At 43.0% G+C, this 20,357-nt stretch carries 16 protein-coding genes; 7 read left to right on the forward strand and 9 right to left on the reverse strand.

Annotation, left to right across the window (positions count from 1 at the left end; all coding sequences use genetic code 11):
- Positions 1-24: 24 nt before the first annotated feature.
- A complete protein-coding gene (ahcY, locus tag EQG61_RS01325) occupies positions 25-1,341 on the forward strand; it encodes an adenosylhomocysteinase (RefSeq protein ID WP_129460071.1) in 1,317 nt (438 codons plus the stop codon).
- A 305-nt stretch (positions 1,342-1,646) separates the two neighbouring features.
- A complete protein-coding gene (locus EQG61_RS01330; protein ID WP_129460072.1) occupies positions 1,647-2,279 on the forward strand; it encodes a T9SS type A sorting domain-containing protein in 633 nt (210 codons plus the stop codon).
- 76 nt (positions 2,280-2,355) lie between these two features.
- On the opposite strand, the gene EQG61_RS01335 is transcribed toward EQG61_RS01330, so the two are convergent.
- Complete coding sequence (locus EQG61_RS01335) at positions 2,356-4,260, reverse strand: S9 family peptidase (protein WP_235829007.1); 1,905 nt, start codon at positions 4,258-4,260, stop codon at positions 2,356-2,358.
- A gap of 99 nt (positions 4,261-4,359) precedes the next feature.
- Complete coding sequence (locus tag EQG61_RS01340) at positions 4,360-7,578, reverse strand: reprolysin-like metallopeptidase (protein ID WP_129460073.1); 3,219 nt, start codon at positions 7,576-7,578, stop codon at positions 4,360-4,362.
- Between the two features lie 202 nt (positions 7,579-7,780).
- Here EQG61_RS01340 and EQG61_RS01345 point away from each other — a divergent pair, with 202 nt between their 5' ends.
- Positions 7,781-8,896, forward strand: coding sequence for an NAD(P)/FAD-dependent oxidoreductase (locus EQG61_RS01345; protein WP_129460074.1), 1,116 nt, complete (start codon positions 7,781-7,783; stop codon positions 8,894-8,896).
- Positions 8,897-9,580, forward strand: a complete 684-nt coding sequence (gene mtgA, locus EQG61_RS01350; protein WP_129460075.1) for a monofunctional biosynthetic peptidoglycan transglycosylase — start codon at positions 8,897-8,899, stop codon at positions 9,578-9,580.
- Between the two features lie 35 nt (positions 9,581-9,615).
- Here mtgA and EQG61_RS01355 read toward each other — a convergent pair whose 3' ends face one another.
- The gene (locus tag EQG61_RS01355; protein ID WP_129460076.1) at positions 9,616-9,996 is read right to left on the reverse strand and encodes a DoxX protein; all 381 of its coding nucleotides are present in this window, start codon (positions 9,994-9,996) and stop codon (positions 9,616-9,618) included.
- Positions 9,997-10,151: 155 nt separating this feature from the next.
- Here EQG61_RS01355 and EQG61_RS01360 point away from each other — a divergent pair, with 155 nt between their 5' ends.
- On the forward strand, positions 10,152-10,958 hold the full coding sequence (locus EQG61_RS01360; RefSeq protein ID WP_129460077.1) for a TIGR00266 family protein: 807 nt from the start codon (positions 10,152-10,154) through the stop codon (positions 10,956-10,958).
- Between the two features lie 38 nt (positions 10,959-10,996).
- Here the strand turns inward: EQG61_RS01360 and EQG61_RS01365 are convergent, their stop codons facing one another.
- The 6 genes from EQG61_RS01365 to EQG61_RS01390 form a co-directional block, all read right to left on the reverse strand.
- Complete coding sequence (locus EQG61_RS01365) at positions 10,997-13,201, reverse strand: TonB-dependent receptor (protein WP_129460078.1); 2,205 nt, start codon at positions 13,199-13,201, stop codon at positions 10,997-10,999.
- A gap of 148 nt (positions 13,202-13,349) precedes the next feature.
- The gene (locus tag EQG61_RS01370) at positions 13,350-13,703 is read right to left on the reverse strand and encodes a hypothetical protein (protein WP_129460079.1); all 354 of its coding nucleotides are present in this window, start codon (positions 13,701-13,703) and stop codon (positions 13,350-13,352) included.
- An 86-nt stretch (positions 13,704-13,789) separates the two neighbouring features.
- Positions 13,790-14,779: an aspartate-semialdehyde dehydrogenase gene (locus tag EQG61_RS01375; protein WP_129460080.1), complete on the reverse strand. Its 990-nt coding sequence runs from the start codon at positions 14,777-14,779 to the stop codon at positions 13,790-13,792.
- A gap of 167 nt (positions 14,780-14,946) precedes the next feature.
- Entirely contained in the window at positions 14,947-15,324 is a 378-nt protein-coding gene (gene mscL / locus EQG61_RS01380; RefSeq protein ID WP_129460081.1) for a large conductance mechanosensitive channel protein MscL, read from the reverse strand.
- A gap of 77 nt (positions 15,325-15,401) precedes the next feature.
- Complete coding sequence (locus tag EQG61_RS01385) at positions 15,402-17,846, reverse strand: bifunctional UDP-N-acetylmuramoyl-tripeptide:D-alanyl-D-alanine ligase/alanine racemase (RefSeq protein ID WP_129460082.1); 2,445 nt, start codon at positions 17,844-17,846, stop codon at positions 15,402-15,404.
- A gap of 6 nt (positions 17,847-17,852) precedes the next feature.
- Complete coding sequence (locus EQG61_RS01390) at positions 17,853-18,479, reverse strand: thymidine kinase (protein ID WP_129460083.1); 627 nt, start codon at positions 18,477-18,479, stop codon at positions 17,853-17,855.
- 205 nt (positions 18,480-18,684) lie between these two features.
- Here EQG61_RS01390 and EQG61_RS01395 point away from each other — a divergent pair, with 205 nt between their 5' ends.
- Both EQG61_RS01395 and rsmI read left to right on the forward strand, forming a co-directional pair.
- Entirely contained in the window at positions 18,685-19,674 is a 990-nt protein-coding gene (locus tag EQG61_RS01395) for a hypothetical protein (protein ID WP_129460084.1), read from the forward strand.
- On the forward strand, positions 19,675-20,352 hold the full coding sequence (gene rsmI / locus EQG61_RS01400; protein WP_129460085.1) for a 16S rRNA (cytidine(1402)-2'-O)-methyltransferase: 678 nt from the start codon (positions 19,675-19,677) through the stop codon (positions 20,350-20,352).
- The last annotated feature ends 5 nt before the right edge of the window (positions 20,353-20,357 follow it).

The following is a 20,357-nucleotide window of genomic DNA, read 5'->3' on the forward strand; positions in this document are numbered from 1 at the left end:
TATAAACACAAATATACACAATACATGAGTACGAATACTGTGCCTTTCGTGGCGTACAAAGTAAAAGACATTTCCCTAGCTGAATGGGGACGTAAAGAAATTGAATTGGCTGAAGCAGAAATGCCTGGATTAATGGCATTGCGTGCGGAATACGGTGCATCGCAACCTTTAAAAGGTGCGCGCATCGCAGGATGTTTGCACATGACGATTCAAACAGCGGTTTTGATTGAAACGTTAAAAGCTTTAGGAGCAGAAGTTACTTGGTCTTCTTGTAACATTTTCTCTACGCAAGATCACGCTGCGGCTGCGATTGCTGCTGCAGGGATTCCCGTATATGCTTGGAAAGGTATGAATGAGGAAGAATTCGACTGGTGTATTGAGCAAACGTTGTTCTTTGGTGAAGATCGTCAACCGTTGAATATGATTTTGGATGATGGTGGAGATTTAACCAATATGGTATTTGACCGTTACCCAGAATTAATTGGTGGTATCAAAGGCTTGTCAGAAGAGACAACAACTGGTGTTCACCGTTTGTACGAGCGTATGAAAAACGGTACGTTACACATGCCAGCGATCAACGTAAACGACTCGGTTACAAAATCAAAATTTGACAACAAATACGGTTGTAAAGAATCGGCTGTAGATGCAGTTCGTCGTGCAACTGACGTGATGTTGGCTGGAAAACGCGTAGTAGTTTGTGGCTACGGTGACGTAGGTAAAGGAACTGCAGCTTCATTCCGTGGTGCAGGTTCGATTGTTACCGTAACTGAAATCGACCCAATCTGTGCGTTACAAGCCGCTATGGACGGATATGAAGTGAAAAAATTGGATACGGTGATTGCAACAGCGGATATCGTCATCACGACTACAGGAAACAAAGATATCGTAGTAGGTCGTCACTTTGAGAACATGAAAGACAAAACGATTGTATGTAACATCGGACACTTTGATAACGAAATTGACATGGCGTGGTTGAATGCTAACCACGGTGCTTCGAAAATCGAAATCAAACCGCAAGTGGACAAATACAACGTAAACGGTAAAGACATTATTATCTTGGCTGAAGGTCGTTTAGTGAACTTAGGTTGTGCTACAGGTCACCCAAGCTTTGTAATGAGTAACTCGTTTACCAACCAAACGTTGGCACAAATCGAATTGTGGAACAACAGTGCGAACTACAAAAACGAAGTGTACATGTTACCGAAACATTTGGATGAAAAAGTAGCGGCATTGCACTTAGCGAAATTAGGTGTGGAGTTGGAAGTTTTAAATCCAAGTCAGGCCGAGTACATCGGAGTTCAAGTAGAAGGGCCATATAAGCCTGAGTACTATAGATACTAAAAAATTTAGAATTTAGATTGAATCTTCGCAAAACTCATAATTCATAATTTATAATTTATTAAAGTCGTTTCTTCGTTGAGACGACTTTTTTTATGGCGTTCCCCCCGATGAAGATTATAGCTACAATACACGTTGGGTTGTCGGGGGTCAGGCTTTCCGCTGTATCTCCCGAAGGATCGGGAGGATGCCGCTTCAATCCTTAACGCGAGGAGAGGCAAGAAGAAAGAGACAAGAAGAAAGAAAAAAGAAGAAAGAGAAAAGAATTTTTGTAACTTCGTAATCCATTCATTATCAATTTTAACGCCATGAAAATTCGTCACCTTTTACTATTCCTATTTTTTGGTTTTCGATTATTTGCTCAAGGACAACAATACGGTATGATATACAATTCGATGTATTACACCACAAGTGACAACACTTTTCATTTTGAATCCTATTTTGCCTATGGTAATGGTCAAATCACCATGACTTCTACCACGCAGACTGTGGTAGGAAATACCCTATATGTTCGGGGCTATTACAATACTTGCGGCTTTTGGCCTCAAATTGGAGGTGGTGATGTGCATACGGTTTCTTACCCGATCCCTGCAAATGTCACCGCTGTAATCATGTCTACCAACATCATTCACTGTCAGTCCGGATCACCTGTAACCGCTGAAGATGTGTATACGTATTCCTTTAATCCTACATTGAATACTATTGGATTTAATCCCGCACAATTATTGTGGTTCCCCAATCCTGTAAAAGATCAATTACTCCTCGATACATCCGCCGAACCGGCTACCGCCTATGAATTGTACACGGTTCAAGGGCAGTTGGTGCAATCAGCTACGGGAACAACATCGACTATTGAGTGTAGCGCTTTACCCAAAGGGATTTACCTCCTCCGATTTGAACAGAATGGTGTTTGGAAAGTGGAGAAGATTTGTAAAGACTAAAGAAGAAAGAAGAAAGAAGAAAGAAGAAAGAAAAAAGAGAAAAGAGAAAGCCAGTGCAAAAACACTGGCTTTTCTATTATAACGTCTCTTTCAACCATTTGTAAAATTCATTTTGCCACACGATGGCGTTTTGCGGTTTCAGCACCCAATGGTTTTCATCGGGGAAATACAAAAACCGACTCTTAATACCTTTCAATTGAGCGGCTTGGAAAGCTTCTTGTCCTTGTCCAATCGGCACACGGTAGTCTTTCCCTCCTTGTATGATCAAAATTGGTGTGTTCCAGTTATTCACCATATTAATCGGGTTAAACTGACTGAACGTTTTCTGTGCTGCAGCATTGTCTTTTTCCCAATAGGGTCCGCCGTGGTCCCAATTGTTAAAGAAAACTTCTTCGGTGGTTCCGTACATACTTTCTAAGTTAAACACCCCACAATGGGAGATAAACGTTTTGAAACGGTTGTTGTGAATTCCGGCCAAATAAAACACCGAATACCCGCCATAACTCGCTCCTACCGCTCCCAAACGGGCTTTGTCGACATAGGCTTCTTTGGAAACATCATCAATCGCCGACAAATAATCTTGCATCACTTGACCGCCCCAATCTTTGGAAATTTGTTCGTTCCAAGCCACACCATGACCGTGCATACCGCGTCGGTTGGGCGCCACCACGATATACCCTTGCGAAGCCATCAACGAGAAATTCCAACGGAACGAATACGACTGCGTCAGCGGCGACTGGGGTCCGCCCTGGCAATACAACAGCGCGGGGTATTTTTTGGTTGCATCAAAATTGGGCGGTAAAATCACCCACACCAACATTTTCTTATTATCGGTAGTGGTCACATAACGACGCTCGAATTTGGGTAAGTTCAAACTCGCATAGGCCGCATCATTTACATGTGTCACTTGATTCCACGCTTTTGATATTAGATCATACGTATACACCTCAGCGGCGTGATTCATGTCGGTGCGCGACACGACCACTTTGGATCCTGAAAACCCAATGATATCGGCCACATCATAGTCGCCGTTGGTCACTTGTTTCACGGTTACCGCAATTTTGGTTAGCCCCGGATTGTTGACTTCAAACAGTTGTTTTGTTCCATCGATAGCGGCCACAAAATAAATCTTTTTACCATCGGGTGCCCACATAAAATTATCGACACTACCGTCCCAAGCGGCGGTTAAATTCACTTTTACTTGATCGTTAATGCGAACGATGATATCATTTTTGTCGGCTTCGTAGCCGTCGCGTTGCATTTGCAAATAGGCCAAAACACCTTGTGCTGAAAACGCGGGATTGGTGTCGTATCCTAAATTCCCTTCAGTCAGGTTACGGGTGGTTTTGGTTTCGATATTGTACTCGTACAAATCGGTATTGGTCGAAATCGCATAGGCCGTTCCTGCTTTCTTTTTACACACATAAATAATGGTGTTGTTGGGTGACCAAATGTAGTCTTCTTCACCCCCGTGTGGTTTTTGGGGTGCGTCAAAAGGTTCGCCCGCCATAATATCAAATGGCGTGGATTTAGGATCCTTCGCATCGGCAAAATACACATGGTTGTGGGTACCGTCGTTCCAGGTATCCCAGTGGCGGTAATCGAGTCCGTTGTAGACTTGCGCCGTAGACTTTTCCAATTCAGGATAAAAATCTTTTCCTAAAACCTTTTCAACTTTCGTTTCTTGAGAAGACAGCAAATACTTCCCATTGGGGGATAGATTGCGGTTGGCCACCAGTGCTTCTGCATTTTGAACCTCGGTAGCGGCACCGCCAGCAACGGGAACTGTAAAGTATTTTGATGACGATTTATTTTCAGCCACGGAAGGCGTTGAAACTTTATATACAATTGTTTGTCCGTCTTTGGTCAAACCCAAAACGGAAACTCGCCCCAGTTTCCAGAGCATTTCTGGAGTAAGGGTTTGCGCAGTTGCAGCAACACTCATAAGACTTAGGATTACAATGCCAATTTTTTTATTCATAATTCGTAACGTTTAGTTTGTGGGAATAGTGATTCCGCCTTAAAAGTAATAAAAAAACCACTCCGAAGAGTGGTCTTTTTTGAATTGAAAAAACGATACTTATTGTTTGATGAAGCGTTTAGTAGCATTACCATTTGTATTGCTCACTTCGATTAAGTACGTTCCAGGCGCAAGATTTACAACTTGTAACCCTTCACCAGAAGTAGTTCCACGTTGTACTTCTTGACCCATCATGTTTAGAATTCTATACGATGTCTCCGTCGAAATATCCGAAAGATTCAATACGTCTATTACTGGATTTGGATAAACATTCGTTGCAAGTGTATTCATTTCTTCTCCTCTTGCAGTTGAAGTAATGTTTACGGTATAATCTTCCACTTGTCCATAAGAAAATACTTCACAAGCTGTAGGAATTGCATTGTATTTCATGGATACACGCATACGAGTCGTACCTAAACTTGCAGAAGCTGGTATTGTAAACGATCCTGTTACAGGTGTTGTCGTTGAAGCTGCTCTTGAATAAACACGTTCACCAGTATCTAAAAAGTCGCCATCTCTATTTAAATCAATAAATACAGCATATCCTTCTTTATATTTGGTTGCTGTCCATGAAGGTGTTATGGTAATAGTATTGGCTACGCCACGAACAAGATTAGTAGAAAGAGCAGTAAAGTCCTCATAACCTGCTGCTCCAGTTGAAGTATTATTAATGGTACCCAATTGTACTCTTCCAATTTTTTCATCAGCTGTGCTATTCCCTTGAGAAGTACAATAGGTAACAGTAGCAACAAGAGTAGTCACAGAAACGACATTACTATCCACAGAAACATTTCCTGAAGCATCTTTAGCGCGAACCGTAAATGTATAGGTTGTTGAAGCTGTTAAGCCTGAAACTGCATAAGTAGTAGCCGTTGTTGAACCCAACAACGTAGTACCGCGGTATACATCATAACCCGTTACTGCTACGTTATCTGTAGCTCCTGTCCACGATAAATTTGTACTATTAGAAGTAGTTCCTGAAGCCGTTAATGTGGGCGCAGTTGGCGCAGTGGTATCTGGAGCCGTGGTAGTTACCGAAACGGTATTACTTGCCACTGATACATTACCCGCCGCATCTTTTGCTTTTACAGAGAACGAATACGTTGTTGCTGCTGTTAAACCAGTAACTGTATAAGTAGTAGTGGTTGTTGATCCTAACAATGTAGCCCCTTGATATACGTCATATCCGGTTACTGCTACGTTATCTGTTGCACCTGACCAAGTCAATACAGTTGAAGTTGCTGTAGTTCCCGAAGCTGCCAATGTTGGTGCCGTTGGAGCCACTGTATCTGGTGTTCCTGACGTAATGGTAAAGTTAGCATTTGACACATCAAAGAAAATGTGGTTAGATCCTTTTACCATGATACGACAGGTAGTACTTGGCGTATTGGGTAAAGTTACCGCTTGTGTTCCGTCATTAGGAGTTCCAGCTAAAATGGTTGTCCAAGTTGTTCCTGCATCTGTAGACAATAAGATATCTACATTGGCACAGTTTACTCCATTCGCGGTTGTTCCCGCTACGTTCCAAGTTACGGTTTGAGAAGTTCCTCCTACATATGACACAGCTGTGTTTGGCGCAGTTACTGCAAAAGGTCCTGCTGTAGCATTTACCGTAACAATCATATCGTCACTATTATTCGTTCCTCCACCTACGCGGTTGTCGCGCACAGTCAAACGGAAGTTCATTGTACGTGCAACAGAAGGTAATGCTTCAACATTAATCTCTGTTCCAGCAGTAGTTGTAGCACCTGCTAAAACCGATTGCATTCTAGGGAAGTAACGCACAGGAGAGGTTGATGAATTATATGAACGGAAAGTTGGTCCGCTAGTACGAGTAGCACTTGCTGCCGAACTCGCTCCAGTTGCAGTTGAAGCTGCGTTATCAAACTGTTCCCAGTTGTAGGTAATCACATCACCATTCGCATCAGAAGCGGCACCTGTTAACATGAACGGTGTACTTTTTGGAACAGTATAATCCAAACCAGCATTTACCACAGGCACTGCATTTCCAGTAGCTGTATTAACCGAACAAGTTTTCGCTTTGATGTTGTTGGTTACTTGTTGCACGCTGATCGCATGGAAATAGGCATCTGAGTGAGGCTGCACATCCTGACTTGTAATTCCGGCATACCCCATGATGGTTGATCCTGAACCCGGTTCCATATTGGCACCTGTTCCTTCGTTACTCATAGAGAAGGTATGATTTGCTCCAAATTGGTGCCCCAATTCGTGTGCTACGTAGTCGATATCAAAGTTATCTCCCGAGGGAATTCCATCAGCTGGAGATGTGTACCCACTTCCTTTGTTTTTATCAGTGGTGCTTGCTGTGTCATCCACGCAAATACAACCAATACATCCCGCATTTCCACCGCCTCCAGTTGCACCAAATAAATGGCCTACATCATAGTTGGCATTTCCAATAACAGACGTTAAGGTATTTTGCAATTCCGTGTTCCATACTCCACCTGCACCCGTAGCTGCTGCTGAATAGGGATCGGTTGAAGCTGATGTATAAATTACCAAATCATTATTAGCAATGATTACCATACGTGCATTGAAGTCTTTTTCAAAAACACCATTCACACGGGTCATGGTATTGTTCATCGCTGCCAAGGCCAAGGCTTTAGTACCTCCAAAATAAGTGGTATACTCTCCAGTACAAGAAAGTGCCAAACGGTAGGTGCGCAATACCGCATCATCAGCATTAGGACGTGCTGCAAGAGCATTTGCCTGATTAACCATTACAGGCTCATCATCTACCAAACAACGGAAAGTTCCTGTAGCTTGATGGTCGGTTTTCTTATAAATAGTATATGTTGTTAAATCTTGTGTCAACGGCTCAATGAACTCCGCTGTGCGATCGGCGCCCAATACCATTGACTTAAATCCTAGAGGCGACACACTGAAATAGGCGGTCAACGTAGGATTGTCGATACCGTAACCTACATACGACTTAATTTCAGGAAATTGTGCTGCCAGTGCTGGGTCCATGTTCGAACTCTCATACACACTGAAACGATCCATATCGCCTTTACTGTTGGGAATTTCAACAATTACATTGCTTGATCTTCCTGTAAAACTGCGTGCTGGAGCTGCCTGCAACGCCGTTTTCAAATCATTCACATTCAACTGCATTAGGGTTTTTTCAGGCAACTGCATGCGACTGTCCAATAAAGTAACATTGCCGCGCGAAGCAGGTGTCCATACCGATCCCTTTTGCTGTGCCGATACCAATCCGGAGATGGCAAAAAAGGCCACTGAAAGTAATCTGTACTTCATATAAAATTGCTTTTTTAGGTTATTCAAAAACGAAAGTATTAAGATTTCATTAAGAATTAAGCGACAAAACCCAAAAGATATTAACAAATCGATGAATTGCAGCGCGATTCTATTTGTTTATGTCAAATTATTTCTAAATATTTTAAGAAGTATTCATAATTTGATAAAAATAATTACTTTTAATTTTAGCAAAATTTTGAACATGCAACTTAGCTTTTGGGAGATTAAAAATTGGTTTTCAAATGTGGATTTCACCATTGTCGGGAGCGGTATTGTGGGAATTCATTGTGCCTTAACGCTTCGCGAACGCTTCCCTCAGGCTAAAATACTTATATTAGAACGGGGTGTTTTACCCCAAGGTGCGAGCACCAAAAATGCTGGATTTGCTTGTTTTGGAAGTATTTCGGAAATCATTGACGATTTAAAATCACATTCCGAAGAAGAAGTGATGCATTTGGTACAAAAACGTTGGGCCGGACTCCAACTGTTGCGCAAGAACGTAGGCGATTCTAATCTGGATTTCAAACCTTTTGGCGGTTATGAGTTGTTTTTAAAAGAAGATGAAAACCTGTATCATGAATGTTTGCAAAAACTTCCTTTTATCAACGAACTCTTAAAACCCTTATTCAAAACCGACGTTTTTGCTCGTGAAATGGATCGTTTTGATTTTAAAGGCGTTCACGAATATTTAATTTTCAATCCATTTGAAGCGCAAATTGATACAGGAAATATGATGCAGTTTCTTTTACAAAAAGCCGCTGCCGCAGGCATCCTCATCTTGAATCAAATGGAAGTCAAAAATCATGTTGATACAGGAACAAAAGTTGAAATCGAACTTGACCAATTCTCTTTTATCACCCAAAAATTAATTTTTACCACTAATGGTTTTGCCGGGCCATTAACCCGTAACGAATTAAGACCCGCGCGAGCCCAAGTTTTGATTACCGAACCCATTCCTGACCTCGATATTCGCGGCACATTTCACTTGGATCGCGGTTATTATTATTTCCGTAATTTTGAAAACCGTATTTTATTGGGCGGTGGACGAAATTTGGATTTTGAAGGTGAAACAACCACCGAGTTGGAAATCACTGAAAAAATTCAAAACCGTTTGGACTACCTTTTAAAAGAGGTTATTTTGCCGGGGAAAACAGTTGGAGTGGCACACCGTTGGAGCGGCATTATGGGCATTGGCAACAGCAAAAGACCGATAATCGAACAACTTTCCAACAACACCTTTTGCGGCGTACGCATGGGCGGAATGGGCGTTGCGATTGGAAGCTTGGTCGGAAAAGAACTCGCAGAAATTATTACATAAATGAAAAAATTCTGGAAAATACTACGAAAAATCATGCTCTGGTTTTTCGGCTTATCTATCGCCTCCGTGATCCTATTTCGTTGGGTTCCGGTTCCGTTTACGCCTTTAATGGTCACTCGCGCTATCGAAAATAAACTCGATGGCAAAGAAATGATTTGCAACCACGATTGGGTGCCCATTGATAGTATTTCAGTGAATTTACAAAAAGCAGTGATTGCCAGTGAAGACGGAACGTTTACCAAACACTGGGGATTTGATTTTGGTGCGATGCAAAAAGCATTTAAAAACAATAATAAAGGTAGACGTATCAAAGGAGGAAGTACCATTACGCAACAAACGGCCAAAAACGTTTTCTTGTGGCAAGGCCGAAGTTATATTCGTAAAGCCTTTGAAGCCTATTTTACAGTGCTCATCGAACTCTTTTGGAGTAAAGAACGCATCATGGAAGTCTACCTCAACAGTATTGAAATGGGTGATGGCGTGTACGGTGCCGAGGCAGCTTCAAAGTATTGGTACGGTCATGATGTGAAAAGTCTGACCAAAGATGAAGCGGCCGGAATAGCAGCCATCTTACCCAATCCTAGAAAATACAAACCGATCAATTCTTCGGCGTACATTCAGAAACGAAAAGCAAAAATAAAACGCATTATGCGCTATGTCGGGCGACCCGATTATCTGGATTAAAAAAAAGCGTTGGGGAGTTCCAACGCTTTTCTTTTTTATAAAAACAACGACCGGTATTGCGACCAGTGTTTGTAGATCAAAATTCCATTTAAGGCAGCAATGACTATAGCGACAGCCATTCCCGATGCATCCAAAAACATATGAAATAAAAGAATGTTTAACGAAATCGGAGCCAATAATATTAAGGCAAAGGCCACCCATTTTTTGAGTAACAACAACGCCCCAATCACCACTTCTAAAATCCCAACTACTTTTAACACATAACCGGTCGAAGCCAACGAAGTCATAAACGCCGCAGCATCAGGAGGCAATTGAGGTAACGGAATAAAAGGGGACGGCATCAATTTATTTAAGCCAAATACAACTAAAATCAGTCCGAGCAGGATTCTGACAATTCGCGTAAACATTGAATTCATAATTTTATAGTTTTTTGGTTATCATTATGGTAAAAATATAACATTATTTTTTAGCTTTTCTTATTCTCTTTGTTAATTTATGGAAATTGCAGTCATCCCGTCGTTCACTTGTAACTTTTGTAAGCCTTTTCCAACTAATACCCAAAACCTTATTTATGAAAGCACACGAAATTGATTATACCATCTACGGCGAAGAAATGCAGTACGTAGAAATTGAGTTGGACCCTCAAGAAGTGGTCATCGCAGAAGCCGGAAGTTTTATGATGATGGACAACGGCATCCAAATGGAAACCATCTTTGGAGACGGCAGTGAACAAAACCAAAATTCAGGTTTGTTTGGCAAATTATTATCCGCTGGAAAACGGGTTTTAACTGGGGAAAGTCTTTTTATGACCGCCTACATCAACAACAATCTCGGCAAAAGCAAAGCGTGTTTCGCTTCTCCTTATCCTGGAAAAATTATTCCCATCGATTTAGCGCAATTTAACGGCAAATTTATTTGTCAAAAAGATGCGTTTCTCTGCGCCGCTAAAGGTGTAGCTGTAGGAATTGAATTCTCGAAAAAACTTGGGCGCGGACTCTTTGGCGGTGAAGGATTTATTATGCAAAAACTCGAAGGTGACGGCATGGCGTTTGTGCATTCGGGCGGAACCTTGGCCAAACGCGAACTCGCTCACGGTGAAGTTTTGAAAGTAGATACAGGCTGTATTGTTGGGTTTACCCAAGACGTGGATTACGACATTGAGTTTATCGGAGGTATCAAAAATTCGCTTTTTGGTGGCGAAGGTTTGTTTTATGCCACCTTACGCGGACCCGGAACGGTGTACGTTCAATCGCTTCCGTTTAGTCGTTTGGCCGATCGTATTATTGCCTCAGCACCTAAAGCCGGTGGAAGTTCGCGCGAAGAAGGCAGCATCCTCGGCGGACTCGGGAATTTACTCGACGGGGATAACCGATTCTAACATAAAAAAAGCCTAACATCACTGTTAGGCTTTTCTTATTATAAGGTGTAATTTAATCCCAAAACGATGGTTCGACCCATATTGGGAATCCCGTCGACTTTGAGTCGGGACAAATGGGAAACATAGGTTTTATCGAATAGATTATTCGCATTCAAACTCAAATCAAAACTGGATTTACCTAGGGTAAGTTTTGTTCCAAAGGCCAAATTCACCAACGTATAATCCCGTGTACTGGTTTCAAAAACGCCTGGATTATTTTGAGCAAAAATATGTTCGGTGTTCACAGATGCAAACGACTCTTTCCAACGTTTTCCGTCTTTTAATTCCGCTCGGAAAGTTCCGGTGACTTTATTAGCTGGAATCAAAGGTAAATAATCCCCGTTGCTTTTCTTACCCGTTACACTTTCAAAGGTAGCCAACACGTGCAACCAATCGATGGGATGGGGATGAAAATGGATTCCCGCTTCTCCCCCAAACAAATAGGCGTTGTTTTGCACATAATCAAACACATCGTACCCATCAATTTGGGTGCCGTTGGGTGCGATATAAATGTAGTTGTTCAAATGATTATAAAACCCATTGGCAAACAATTCAAAATGCGGATTGCGGTATTCTACATTCACATCGGTTTGAAGGTTTTGCTCATTTTTCAAATTAGCATTTCCAATTTCGTAGCGGTTGCTGCCTTCGTGTACGCCATTAGAGGACAATTCGGCCAAGTTAGGCGCACGGAAACCCGAAGCCACATTCAACCGCACCACTACATTTTCTTTGATGTTGGCTTTATACCCTAAAGAAGCATTGAAACTGTTGAACGAACGGTCGATGGCTTGAAAATAACCTTCGTCACCGGGTGTGCCGTGTTCTTCGGATTGTACACCGCGACGGTCCCAACGTAAACCCGCTTGAAGCGCACTTTTCTCCCATTGGTAATTGGACGTTGCAAAAACACCAAAGTCGCGGGTAGTGGCATCTGGAATCAAATATTCTTCGCCAGAATTGGTGTTGGTTTGGTACATCCCTTGGGTTCCAACGATGGTTTCTAGTTTGCCGAATGCAGGCAAATGATAGCGAACATTGTAATTGAAGGTTTTCAATTTCATGTGCAATACAGGAATCTCGCTGTCTTCCAATTCGCTGCGGTCGTTATCAATGTATCCAAAATCGGTTTCCAATTTGGATTTTCCGAGGTAGTAAATAGTGTTCCAACTCAGAATTTGACCGATTACTTTTTGCCGTGGAAATTCGGGATTCTTGGTCGTGGTTTGTTCGGCGATGCCTTCTTCGGGGATACCGAGATTTAAGCGGTTATAATTGTAACGAAAAACCGTATTCATAAAGGCATTGGAATAGCCTAAGCCCGTTTTGAAATCCAATTCTTTGTAGCGCGTATTGGTCACACGATCACCCGTTCCTGTTTGGTAATCGGAATGAAGGTTTTGGGAAACACGCGTGGTGAATTTCAAGTGATCACCAGAAAGTTTGTAGCCTAATGTAGAATTGCTTCCGAGTGTATTCGTAAAATAACGCTGACCGAAATTGAGGTGCATTTGGTTGGCGGGAGCAAATTTTTCAGGGTTAAAATACAACACACCACCGAGTGCATCCGAGCCGTAGAGTAAGGAGGCCGGACCTTTAATCACTTCGACGCTTTCGATTCCGGCGTCATTGAGTCCGAGCCCGTGTTCTTCTCCAAACTGTTGGTTTTCCAGGCGCACGCCTTGGTTGTATACCAACACCCGATTACCGCTTAACCCGCGAATAACCGGTTTCCCGATGGATGTTCCTGTAGACACTTGCGACACCCCAGGAATAGTGGCCAATCCTTCGATTAAGGTTGCCGCTCCTTTTTGACGTAAATCTTTGGTGGTTTGGTGTTCGACCTTCATTACGTTCTCCGATTGGAGTCGGTTGAACGCCGTTGACACAATCACCTCATCCATTTGGTGGATGCTTTCTTTGAGTTCGCAGTTTACCGTTACAGCCGTTGTACCCACACTGATGGATTGGGTTTGGGTTTCAAAACCCACAAAGGAGAACACGATTTTGTGGGTTCCTTTGGGAATGGATTTGAAGGTAAAATTTCCTTGAGCATCGGTTTGGGTTTCAAGATGCAAACCGGGCAATTGAACAATGGCGGATTCCAGTGGTTTACCTGAAGCGGTTACCGTTCCTGATAGTATATTTTGGGCTTGTGCGAGCGAACAAAAGCTCAGCACAACCATCCATAAAAGTGATTTCATGTGTAAATGGGATTGATTTGTGATTAGAAAAATAAACGTTCCGGCGAACCGGTTCGCGCCAGGGATGGGAGCAAGGTGCCGTGCACCGCGTACAGCCCGACCTTGACGCAGGCTTCAGCCCAGGCAAGGTGGCGCCCAAAAAATAAATCTAACCGACAATCGGGGGTGCCCGAAGGCTGAAGAAACTTCCCTCAAAAACCGTTACCAACCGCTGTGGGGCTTGGATAACGTGGGTTGAAGTCGTATTGGAATTTTGGGGTTGGAAGGAAATGGCGGTGGGTTCGATATACGAACTGATGGCAAACTCACATTGAAAACATTTTTCGTAATCGTGGTGGGCGTGACCGACTTCCGTTTTCCCTAAAGTGTAATGATGATGGCAGTGCGTCACTTCGAATTCGTGCGCAATGTGGTTGACGGCATGCACAAACTGCAGCACGAAAACGAGCAGCAGTGTGGCGGTCAAACCTCCTCCGAAAAGTAGTTTACGGATATTCATCATGCCGCAAAGGTAGGCAATGGATAAAAAAATCCCACCGATTTACCATTTTTTTAGGATTCGGTGGGATAAATATATTTTGAAACGGGTTAGACTAATTCTTTAGCCACTAAATATTCGGCAATTTGAATCGCGTTGGTCGCGGCTCCTTTGCGCAAGTTGTCGGCGACTACCCACATGTTTACGGTGTTGGGCTGACTCTCGTCTTGGCGGATGCGGCCGACAAATACCTCATCTTTTCCGTGCGCGTAAAGCGGCATGGGATACGTATAGGTATCGGTGTTGTCTTGCACGACTACGCCGGGAGTGTGGTGCAAAATTTCGCGGATTTCGCTCAAATTACACGGATTGTGGAACTCGATATTCAAGGCTTCGCTGTGGCCACCAACCACAGGAATACGAATGGCAGTTGCGGTCACATGAATGCTGTCGTCTCCGATGATTTTTTTGGTTTCACGGGTGAGTTTCATTTCCTCTTTGGTGTAACCATTGTCTTCAAACACGTCGCATTGTGGAATGGCGTTGCGGTGGATTTGGTATTTATAGGCCATCTCCCCTTGTATGCCAGCGTATTCATTTTCCAACTGCTGCACGGCTTTCACACCCGTTCCAGTGATGGATTGGTAAGTGGAAACGACAACGCGTTTTACGCCGTATTTTTTATGTAAAGGAGCCAAAACCATCACCATTTGAATGGTGGAACAGTTGGGATTGGCGATAATTTTATCGGCTTTGGTTAATTCGTGTGCATTGATTTCGGGTACGACCAATTTCTTGGTTGGATCCATGCGCCATGCGGAAGAGTTGTCGATGACGGTGGTTCCGACTTCGGCAAATTTCGGTGCCCAGTCAAGTGACGTTTGACCGCCCGCAGAAAACAATGCAATATCAGGGTGCTTGTCAACCGCTGTTTGCAATCCGACTACGGTGTAGCCCTTCCCTTTCCAGGTGATTTCTTTTCCGACCGACTTCTCAGAAGCGACGGGAATTAATTCGGTTACAGGAAAATTTCGATCAGCTAACATTTGTAGCATCACTTCGCCTACCATACCGGTAGCACCAACAACGGCAACTTTCATGGTCTTTCTATTTTTAGTTGAAATTTGAGTAGTTTGCGATTCAAGGAAATGATCGGCTCCTCGAACAGTCACGCAAAAATAACGAGAAATTGTATCGGTTGGTACATTTTAAAAAAGAAAAACCACTCGCGTGGGAGTGGCTTTAGTTAGAATATATAGGTAGCGGTTTACTTCTTCAATAAATCACGAATTTCGGCTAATAATTGTTCTTGTGTGGGTCCCGCAGGTGCAGCAGGAGCGGCTTCTTCTTTTTTCTTCATACCGTTAATTCCTTTAACCATCAAAAAGATAACGAAAGCGATGACTAAGAAACTGATTACTGCGGCTAAAAATTTACCGTATAAAATTCCGCCCTCGGTTTTTAATCCGGCTAAATCTTCCACATGAGCGGCTTTCAAAGCAGGATTCAACAAAGCGGGTGTAATTACATCCGACACTAAGGATGAAACAATCGCGCCAAAAGCACCTCCAATGATTACCCCTACGGCCAAGTCCATAGCATTTCCCTTGGCGATAAAATCTTTAAATTCTGATACCATTCCCATAATTTACTGTTTGTTAAGGTTATTGACTCAAAGCTAAGAATTTTAACACAAATAAAGAACGGTAAAAAGGAAAAATCTTACTCCCGATAAAAAATTCGCTTCACGCGTTGGGAAATAGAGGTCATGATTTCGTAGGGAATCGTACCCAACACTTTGGCCATGTGCATCACCGAAGGATCTTTTCCAAAAATGATTACTTCGTTACCTTCTTTACAATCGATATCGGTCACATCAACCATCAACATGTCCATGCAAACACTGCCTAGAATGGGTGCTTTTTTATTTTTAATAGTGACGTAACCGTGGCCGTTGCCCCAATGGCGCGAGATTCCGTCAGCGTAACCAATCGGCACTGTAGCAACTCGAGTAAGACGTTCGGCCATGAATCGGCGGCTGTAGCCTACACTTTCTCCGGTTTCGATTACCCGAATTTGTGAAATAATCGACTTTAACGTGGCGACTTGTTCCAGCAACTTTTGTTCGTCTTCGTCATTGGAAACTCCGTACAATCCAATGCCCAAGCGCACCATATCAAATTGCGCCTGACCGAAATTGGAAATTCCAGAAGTATTTAAAATATGACGGATAGGCTGGATTTGCAGGGCTTCCATCAATTGCTCTGAGAGGGTTTTGTACAATTTAATTTGGTCTAAGGTGAAATCGACAAATGCCATAGAATCGCTGGCTGCGAGATGCGACAAGATACTTTTCACTTCCACCGCTTGGGTTTGTTGCAAACGTGCGATGAGTTGGGGCATATCGGCTTCCATAAAACCTAATCGGTGCATGCCCGTGTCGAGTTTGATATGAATGGGAAAATGTTTGAGTCGTTTTTCTTCGGCCAATTTCACAAAAGCATTAAGACCTTTTAACGAATAAATCTCCGGTTCGAGTCCGTGTTGAATCAGCGATTGGTAACTCGTACTCTCGGGATTCATCACCATAATGGGGAGTTCGATCCCCGCTTGTTTCAAGGCGATTCCTTCATCCGCGAAAGCGACACCCAAATAATCCACTTTGTGATGGGCCAGCAATTTGGCAATTTCATACCCACCATTCCCATAGCTAAAGGCTTTCACCATCACCATGAGTTTGGTGTCGGGTTGGAGTTTGGATTTGTAAAAATTCAGGTTATGACTGATGGCATTGAGGTTGATTTCCAACACGGTTTCGTGGGTTTTCTCTTCCAAGGCCGTTACAATTTCTTCAAAATGAAAATGGCGCGCACCTTTGATTAATACCGTTTCATTGGCAAACGGAATTGTGTCCATCACATCCAAAAACGCTTGTGTAGTGGGAAAGGCCATCCCGTTGGGGAACTTCCGTTGGTAACCCGAAATCGTGGGACCAATAGCAATCACCCGATTGATTTGGTTGGTCACAATCAAAAATGAAACCTGAGCATAGAGTTCGTCATTGCTCAAACCACTTTGAAAAATATCAGATAAAATGAGGGTTTTCTTTTTGTATTGCTTCTGACTCTCCAAGAAATCCAATGCAATTTTCAGCGATTGGAAGTCGGAACTATAACTATCGTCAATAATGCGCGTATTGTGAATCCCGTTTTTGACTTTCAAGCGCATTTCGACGGGATACAACTGCTGCATGCGCGCTTGAATGACCGCTTCGTCATACTGCAAATACAACATGAGCATGAGGCAATGAATCGCATTTTCAATCGAAGCTTGGTCGGAAAATGGAATGACAACTTTGAAACATTGTTTTTGGTAAGTAATGCGCAATTCCGTTTGGTCGGGTTTTTCATTCGCCATCACAAACACATCGGCTTTGCCATCGTCAGAGCTCCAGGTGAAGGTTTTGACTTTGGGCGAAAGAAAGGCTTCAATGGTGCGGTTCTTATTGAGAATGAGCACGTCGACGGAGGGAAACAATTTGAGTTTTTCCTTGATTTTTTCACCAGCATCATGAAAACCTTCATCGTGTGCCGATCCGATATTCGTAAGAATTCCGATGGTGGGACGGATGATTTTTTCCAAATGCACCATTTCATCCACGGTAGAAATTCCCGCTTCAAAAATACCGAGGTTGTGTTTTTCGTTAATTCCTAAAACCGAAAGCGGTACACCCACTTGGGAGTTATAACTTTTCGGACTACGAATAATATTATAATCCGGACTCAGTAAAAAGTTCAACCATTCTTTTACGATGGTTTTTCCGTTACTTCCGGTGATTCCTATAATGGGGAAGGTAAAGTTTGAGCGGTATTTAGCGGCAAAGGTTTGCAGCGCTTCGAGCGAATTTTCAACGATTAAAAAATTGGCTTTGCCTACCAATGCATCGGGCACCTGCTGCACCACAAAATTAAATACGCCTTGTTCCAAGAGTTCAGATAGGTATTCATGCCCGTCGTGATTGGGTCCGATCAACGCAAAAAACAAGGTGTTTTCTCCATTTTGGAGCGAACGACTGTCGATAGAAACGGAGTCGATAATAGCCACCTCCCGATCACCTTGAAATTGTGCTTTAAGAATCGGAATGATATTTCGGATGGATAGTGTCACAGGATATTATTCGTTGGTGTCAGAAGGTAATTCTTCGTGATCGTTGACTTCGATATTTTCGCGCATCGCTTTGAAGTAGGCAGCGCGGCTGAGCGGTTCGTATTCTTCGGTTTCTCCAAGCAAAACCAGATTGTCGTTACTGGATTTACGGAAACTGTAATGGGCCAAATTTCCCGTTCGGGTACACACGGCGTGCACTTTGGTCACATACTCGGCGGTTGCCATCAGCGCTGGCATGGGTCCGAACGGATTGCCTTTAAAATCCATATCCAATCCGGCTACAATCACGCGAATGCCCGAATTGGCGAGGTCGTTACAAATTTTTACAATTTCATCATCAAAGAACTGCGCTTCATCAATACCGACCACATCACATCCTTGCGCTAGAATGGCGATATTGGCGGCAGCGGGAACGGGTGTAGAGCGAATTTCGTTTTTATTGTGCGAAACCACCATTTCTTCGTCGTAGCGAACATCGATGGCGGGCTTGAAAATCTCCACGCGTTGTTTGGCAAATTGGGCCCGACGTAAACGACGGATTAATTCCTCCGTTTTGCCTGAAAACATGGAGCCGCAGATGACTTCGATCCACCCAAATTGCTCTTCGTGATTAACCGTATTTTCTAGAAACATTTACTAATTTCGTTAGTATGAATTAGGTATTTTTCTGTTACATTTGTACAGAAACAAAAATATCAAAATTCCCATGACTTCCTCCTACCCGAGGCATAAAGTTATAAAGAGTTTGATGATTTCGTAACCTAAACCTAAACTCAATCGATTCTGTAGATGAGACTCCACGCGGGTTTTCGTCTTATTTGACAAATTGTAACGCACCATGAAAAAAAGACTGGAAGCTGAACTCATAAGTATTGCACACCGTATTTTAAAACTCCGCAACAAATCGGAAGTCGACCAATTGTATTTAGAATCCAAAAAATTGTACGAAACCTTAGCGGTTTTAAAATTTTACGGCGATAACTATGAAGTCGTGAAAAACGATGTGACGGTAGAAGATTTGGAAGCCAAATTAGACGCTGCGTTGAATGCTCCAGAAGCAGTAGCAGTGGCAGCTCCCGTTGTGGAAGAAGCTCCTGTAGTTGTGGAAGAAAAAGTGGAAACTGAGGTAGTGGAAGAAGTGGAAGAAGTGGAAGTAGAAACTGAGGCGGAAACGGAAGTCGTGGAAGAAGAAGTGGAAGAAGTGGAAGAAGTGGAAACTGAAGCTGCAGAAGAAGAAACTATAGAGGAAGAACCTGTAATTGTGGGTGAAATCACTTTAGATGAGGAAGACGAGGAAGAAGAAGTACCGATGACGGAAGCAAAATCGGATTTGGACTTCGAACCCATATTTGAATTGGCAGCCGAGCCGATGGCGGAAGAAGAAACGGTAGAAGTTGCCCCTGAAGTTGTCCCAACTGTGGTGGACGAACCCGCAGTTGAAACTCCGAAGAAAGACGAACCTAAACAAATTTCGCTAGCCGATTTGTTGGGTGAAAATTATACCGAACCCGTATTTGTTAAACCCGATGATGTAGTGGTGCCGCCTTCCCTAAAAAATGTGATTGAAGAACAAGGAAAATCCTTGAATGAATTGCATTCCAAATCCATCAACATTGGTTTAAACGATAAAATTGCGTTTGTGAAATTCTTATTTGCAGACAGCACCGAAGATTACAACCGTGTGTTGTCGCAGTTGAACACCTTCTCCACATTTGCAGAAGCGAAAGATTTTATCGACGAAATCATCAAACCCGATTATAACAATTGGGACGGAGTGGATGATTACGCGGAACGATTTATTGCTATTGTGGCAAAAAAATTCTCGTAAATGGGAAAATTGTATTTGGTACCCACGCCCATCGGTAACTTAGACGACATGACGTTTCGCGCCGTGAAAGTCTTGCAAGAAGCCGATATGATTTTGGCAGAAGATACCCGAAACAGCGGTAAACTCTTGAAACATTTTGAGATTACCACACCCATGCAAAGCCACCACATGCACAATGAACACAAAACTGTGGACCATTGGGTGAAACGCATTCAAGCGGGAGAAACGGTTGCTTTGATCAGTGATGCGGGAACACCTGCGATTTCCGACCCCGGATTTCTACTGACCCGTGCTTGTGTGGAAAATGGTATAGAAGTGGACTGCTTACCCGGCGCCACGGCTTTTGTTCCGGCTTTGGTGAACAGCGGCTTACCCAACGATCGTTTTATTTTTGAAGGTTTTTTACCCGAAAAAAAAGGACGGCAAACACGTTACCTCCAACTCGCTGAAGAAACCCGAACCATGATTCTCTATGTTTCGCCGCATAAATTGGTGAAAACCTTGGGCGAATTTGTTCAGTATTTTGGAGCTGACCGACCGGTTTCCATCTCACGAGAAATCACCAAACTCCACGAAGAAACGATTCGTGGGACTGCCGAAGAGGTGCTTAAACATTATGAAGCCAAACCACCCAAAGGGGAAATTGTCGCTGTAGTCGGTGGCAAACCCACGAAATAATAAAT

Source organism: Flavobacterium stagni (assembly GCF_004122105.1).
Classification (GTDB): Bacteria; Bacteroidota; Bacteroidia; order Flavobacteriales; family Flavobacteriaceae; genus Flavobacterium; species Flavobacterium stagni.

Coding starts and splice junctions, on each gene's coding strand:
- ahcY (WP_129460071.1), top strand. CDS start 25: ATGAGTACGAATACTGTGCCTTTCGTGGCGTACAAAGTAAAAGACATT.
- EQG61_RS01330 (WP_129460072.1), top strand. CDS start 1,647: ATGAAAATTCGTCACCTTTTACTATTCCTATTTTTTGGTTTTCGATTA.
- EQG61_RS01335 (WP_235829007.1), bottom strand. CDS start 4,260: ATGAATAAAAAAATTGGCATTGTAATCCTAAGTCTTATGAGTGTTGCT.
- EQG61_RS01340 (WP_129460073.1), bottom strand. CDS start 7,578: ATGAAGTACAGATTACTTTCAGTGGCCTTTTTTGCCATCTCCGGATTG.
- EQG61_RS01345 (WP_129460074.1), top strand. CDS start 7,781: ATGCAACTTAGCTTTTGGGAGATTAAAAATTGGTTTTCAAATGTGGAT.
- mtgA (WP_129460075.1), top strand. CDS start 8,897: ATGAAAAAATTCTGGAAAATACTACGAAAAATCATGCTCTGGTTTTTC.
- EQG61_RS01355 (WP_129460076.1), bottom strand. CDS start 9,996: ATGAATTCAATGTTTACGCGAATTGTCAGAATCCTGCTCGGACTGATT.
- EQG61_RS01360 (WP_129460077.1), top strand. CDS start 10,152: ATGAAAGCACACGAAATTGATTATACCATCTACGGCGAAGAAATGCAG.
- EQG61_RS01365 (WP_129460078.1), bottom strand. CDS start 13,201: ATGAAATCACTTTTATGGATGGTTGTGCTGAGCTTTTGTTCGCTCGCA.
- EQG61_RS01370 (WP_129460079.1), bottom strand. CDS start 13,703: ATGATGAATATCCGTAAACTACTTTTCGGAGGAGGTTTGACCGCCACA.
- EQG61_RS01375 (WP_129460080.1), bottom strand. CDS start 14,779: ATGAAAGTTGCCGTTGTTGGTGCTACCGGTATGGTAGGCGAAGTGATG.
- mscL (WP_129460081.1), bottom strand. CDS start 15,324: ATGGGAATGGTATCAGAATTTAAAGATTTTATCGCCAAGGGAAATGCT.
- EQG61_RS01390 (WP_129460083.1), bottom strand. CDS start 18,479: ATGTTTCTAGAAAATACGGTTAATCACGAAGAGCAATTTGGGTGGATC.
- EQG61_RS01395 (WP_129460084.1), top strand. CDS start 18,685: ATGAAAAAAAGACTGGAAGCTGAACTCATAAGTATTGCACACCGTATT.
- rsmI (WP_129460085.1), top strand. CDS start 19,675: ATGGGAAAATTGTATTTGGTACCCACGCCCATCGGTAACTTAGACGAC.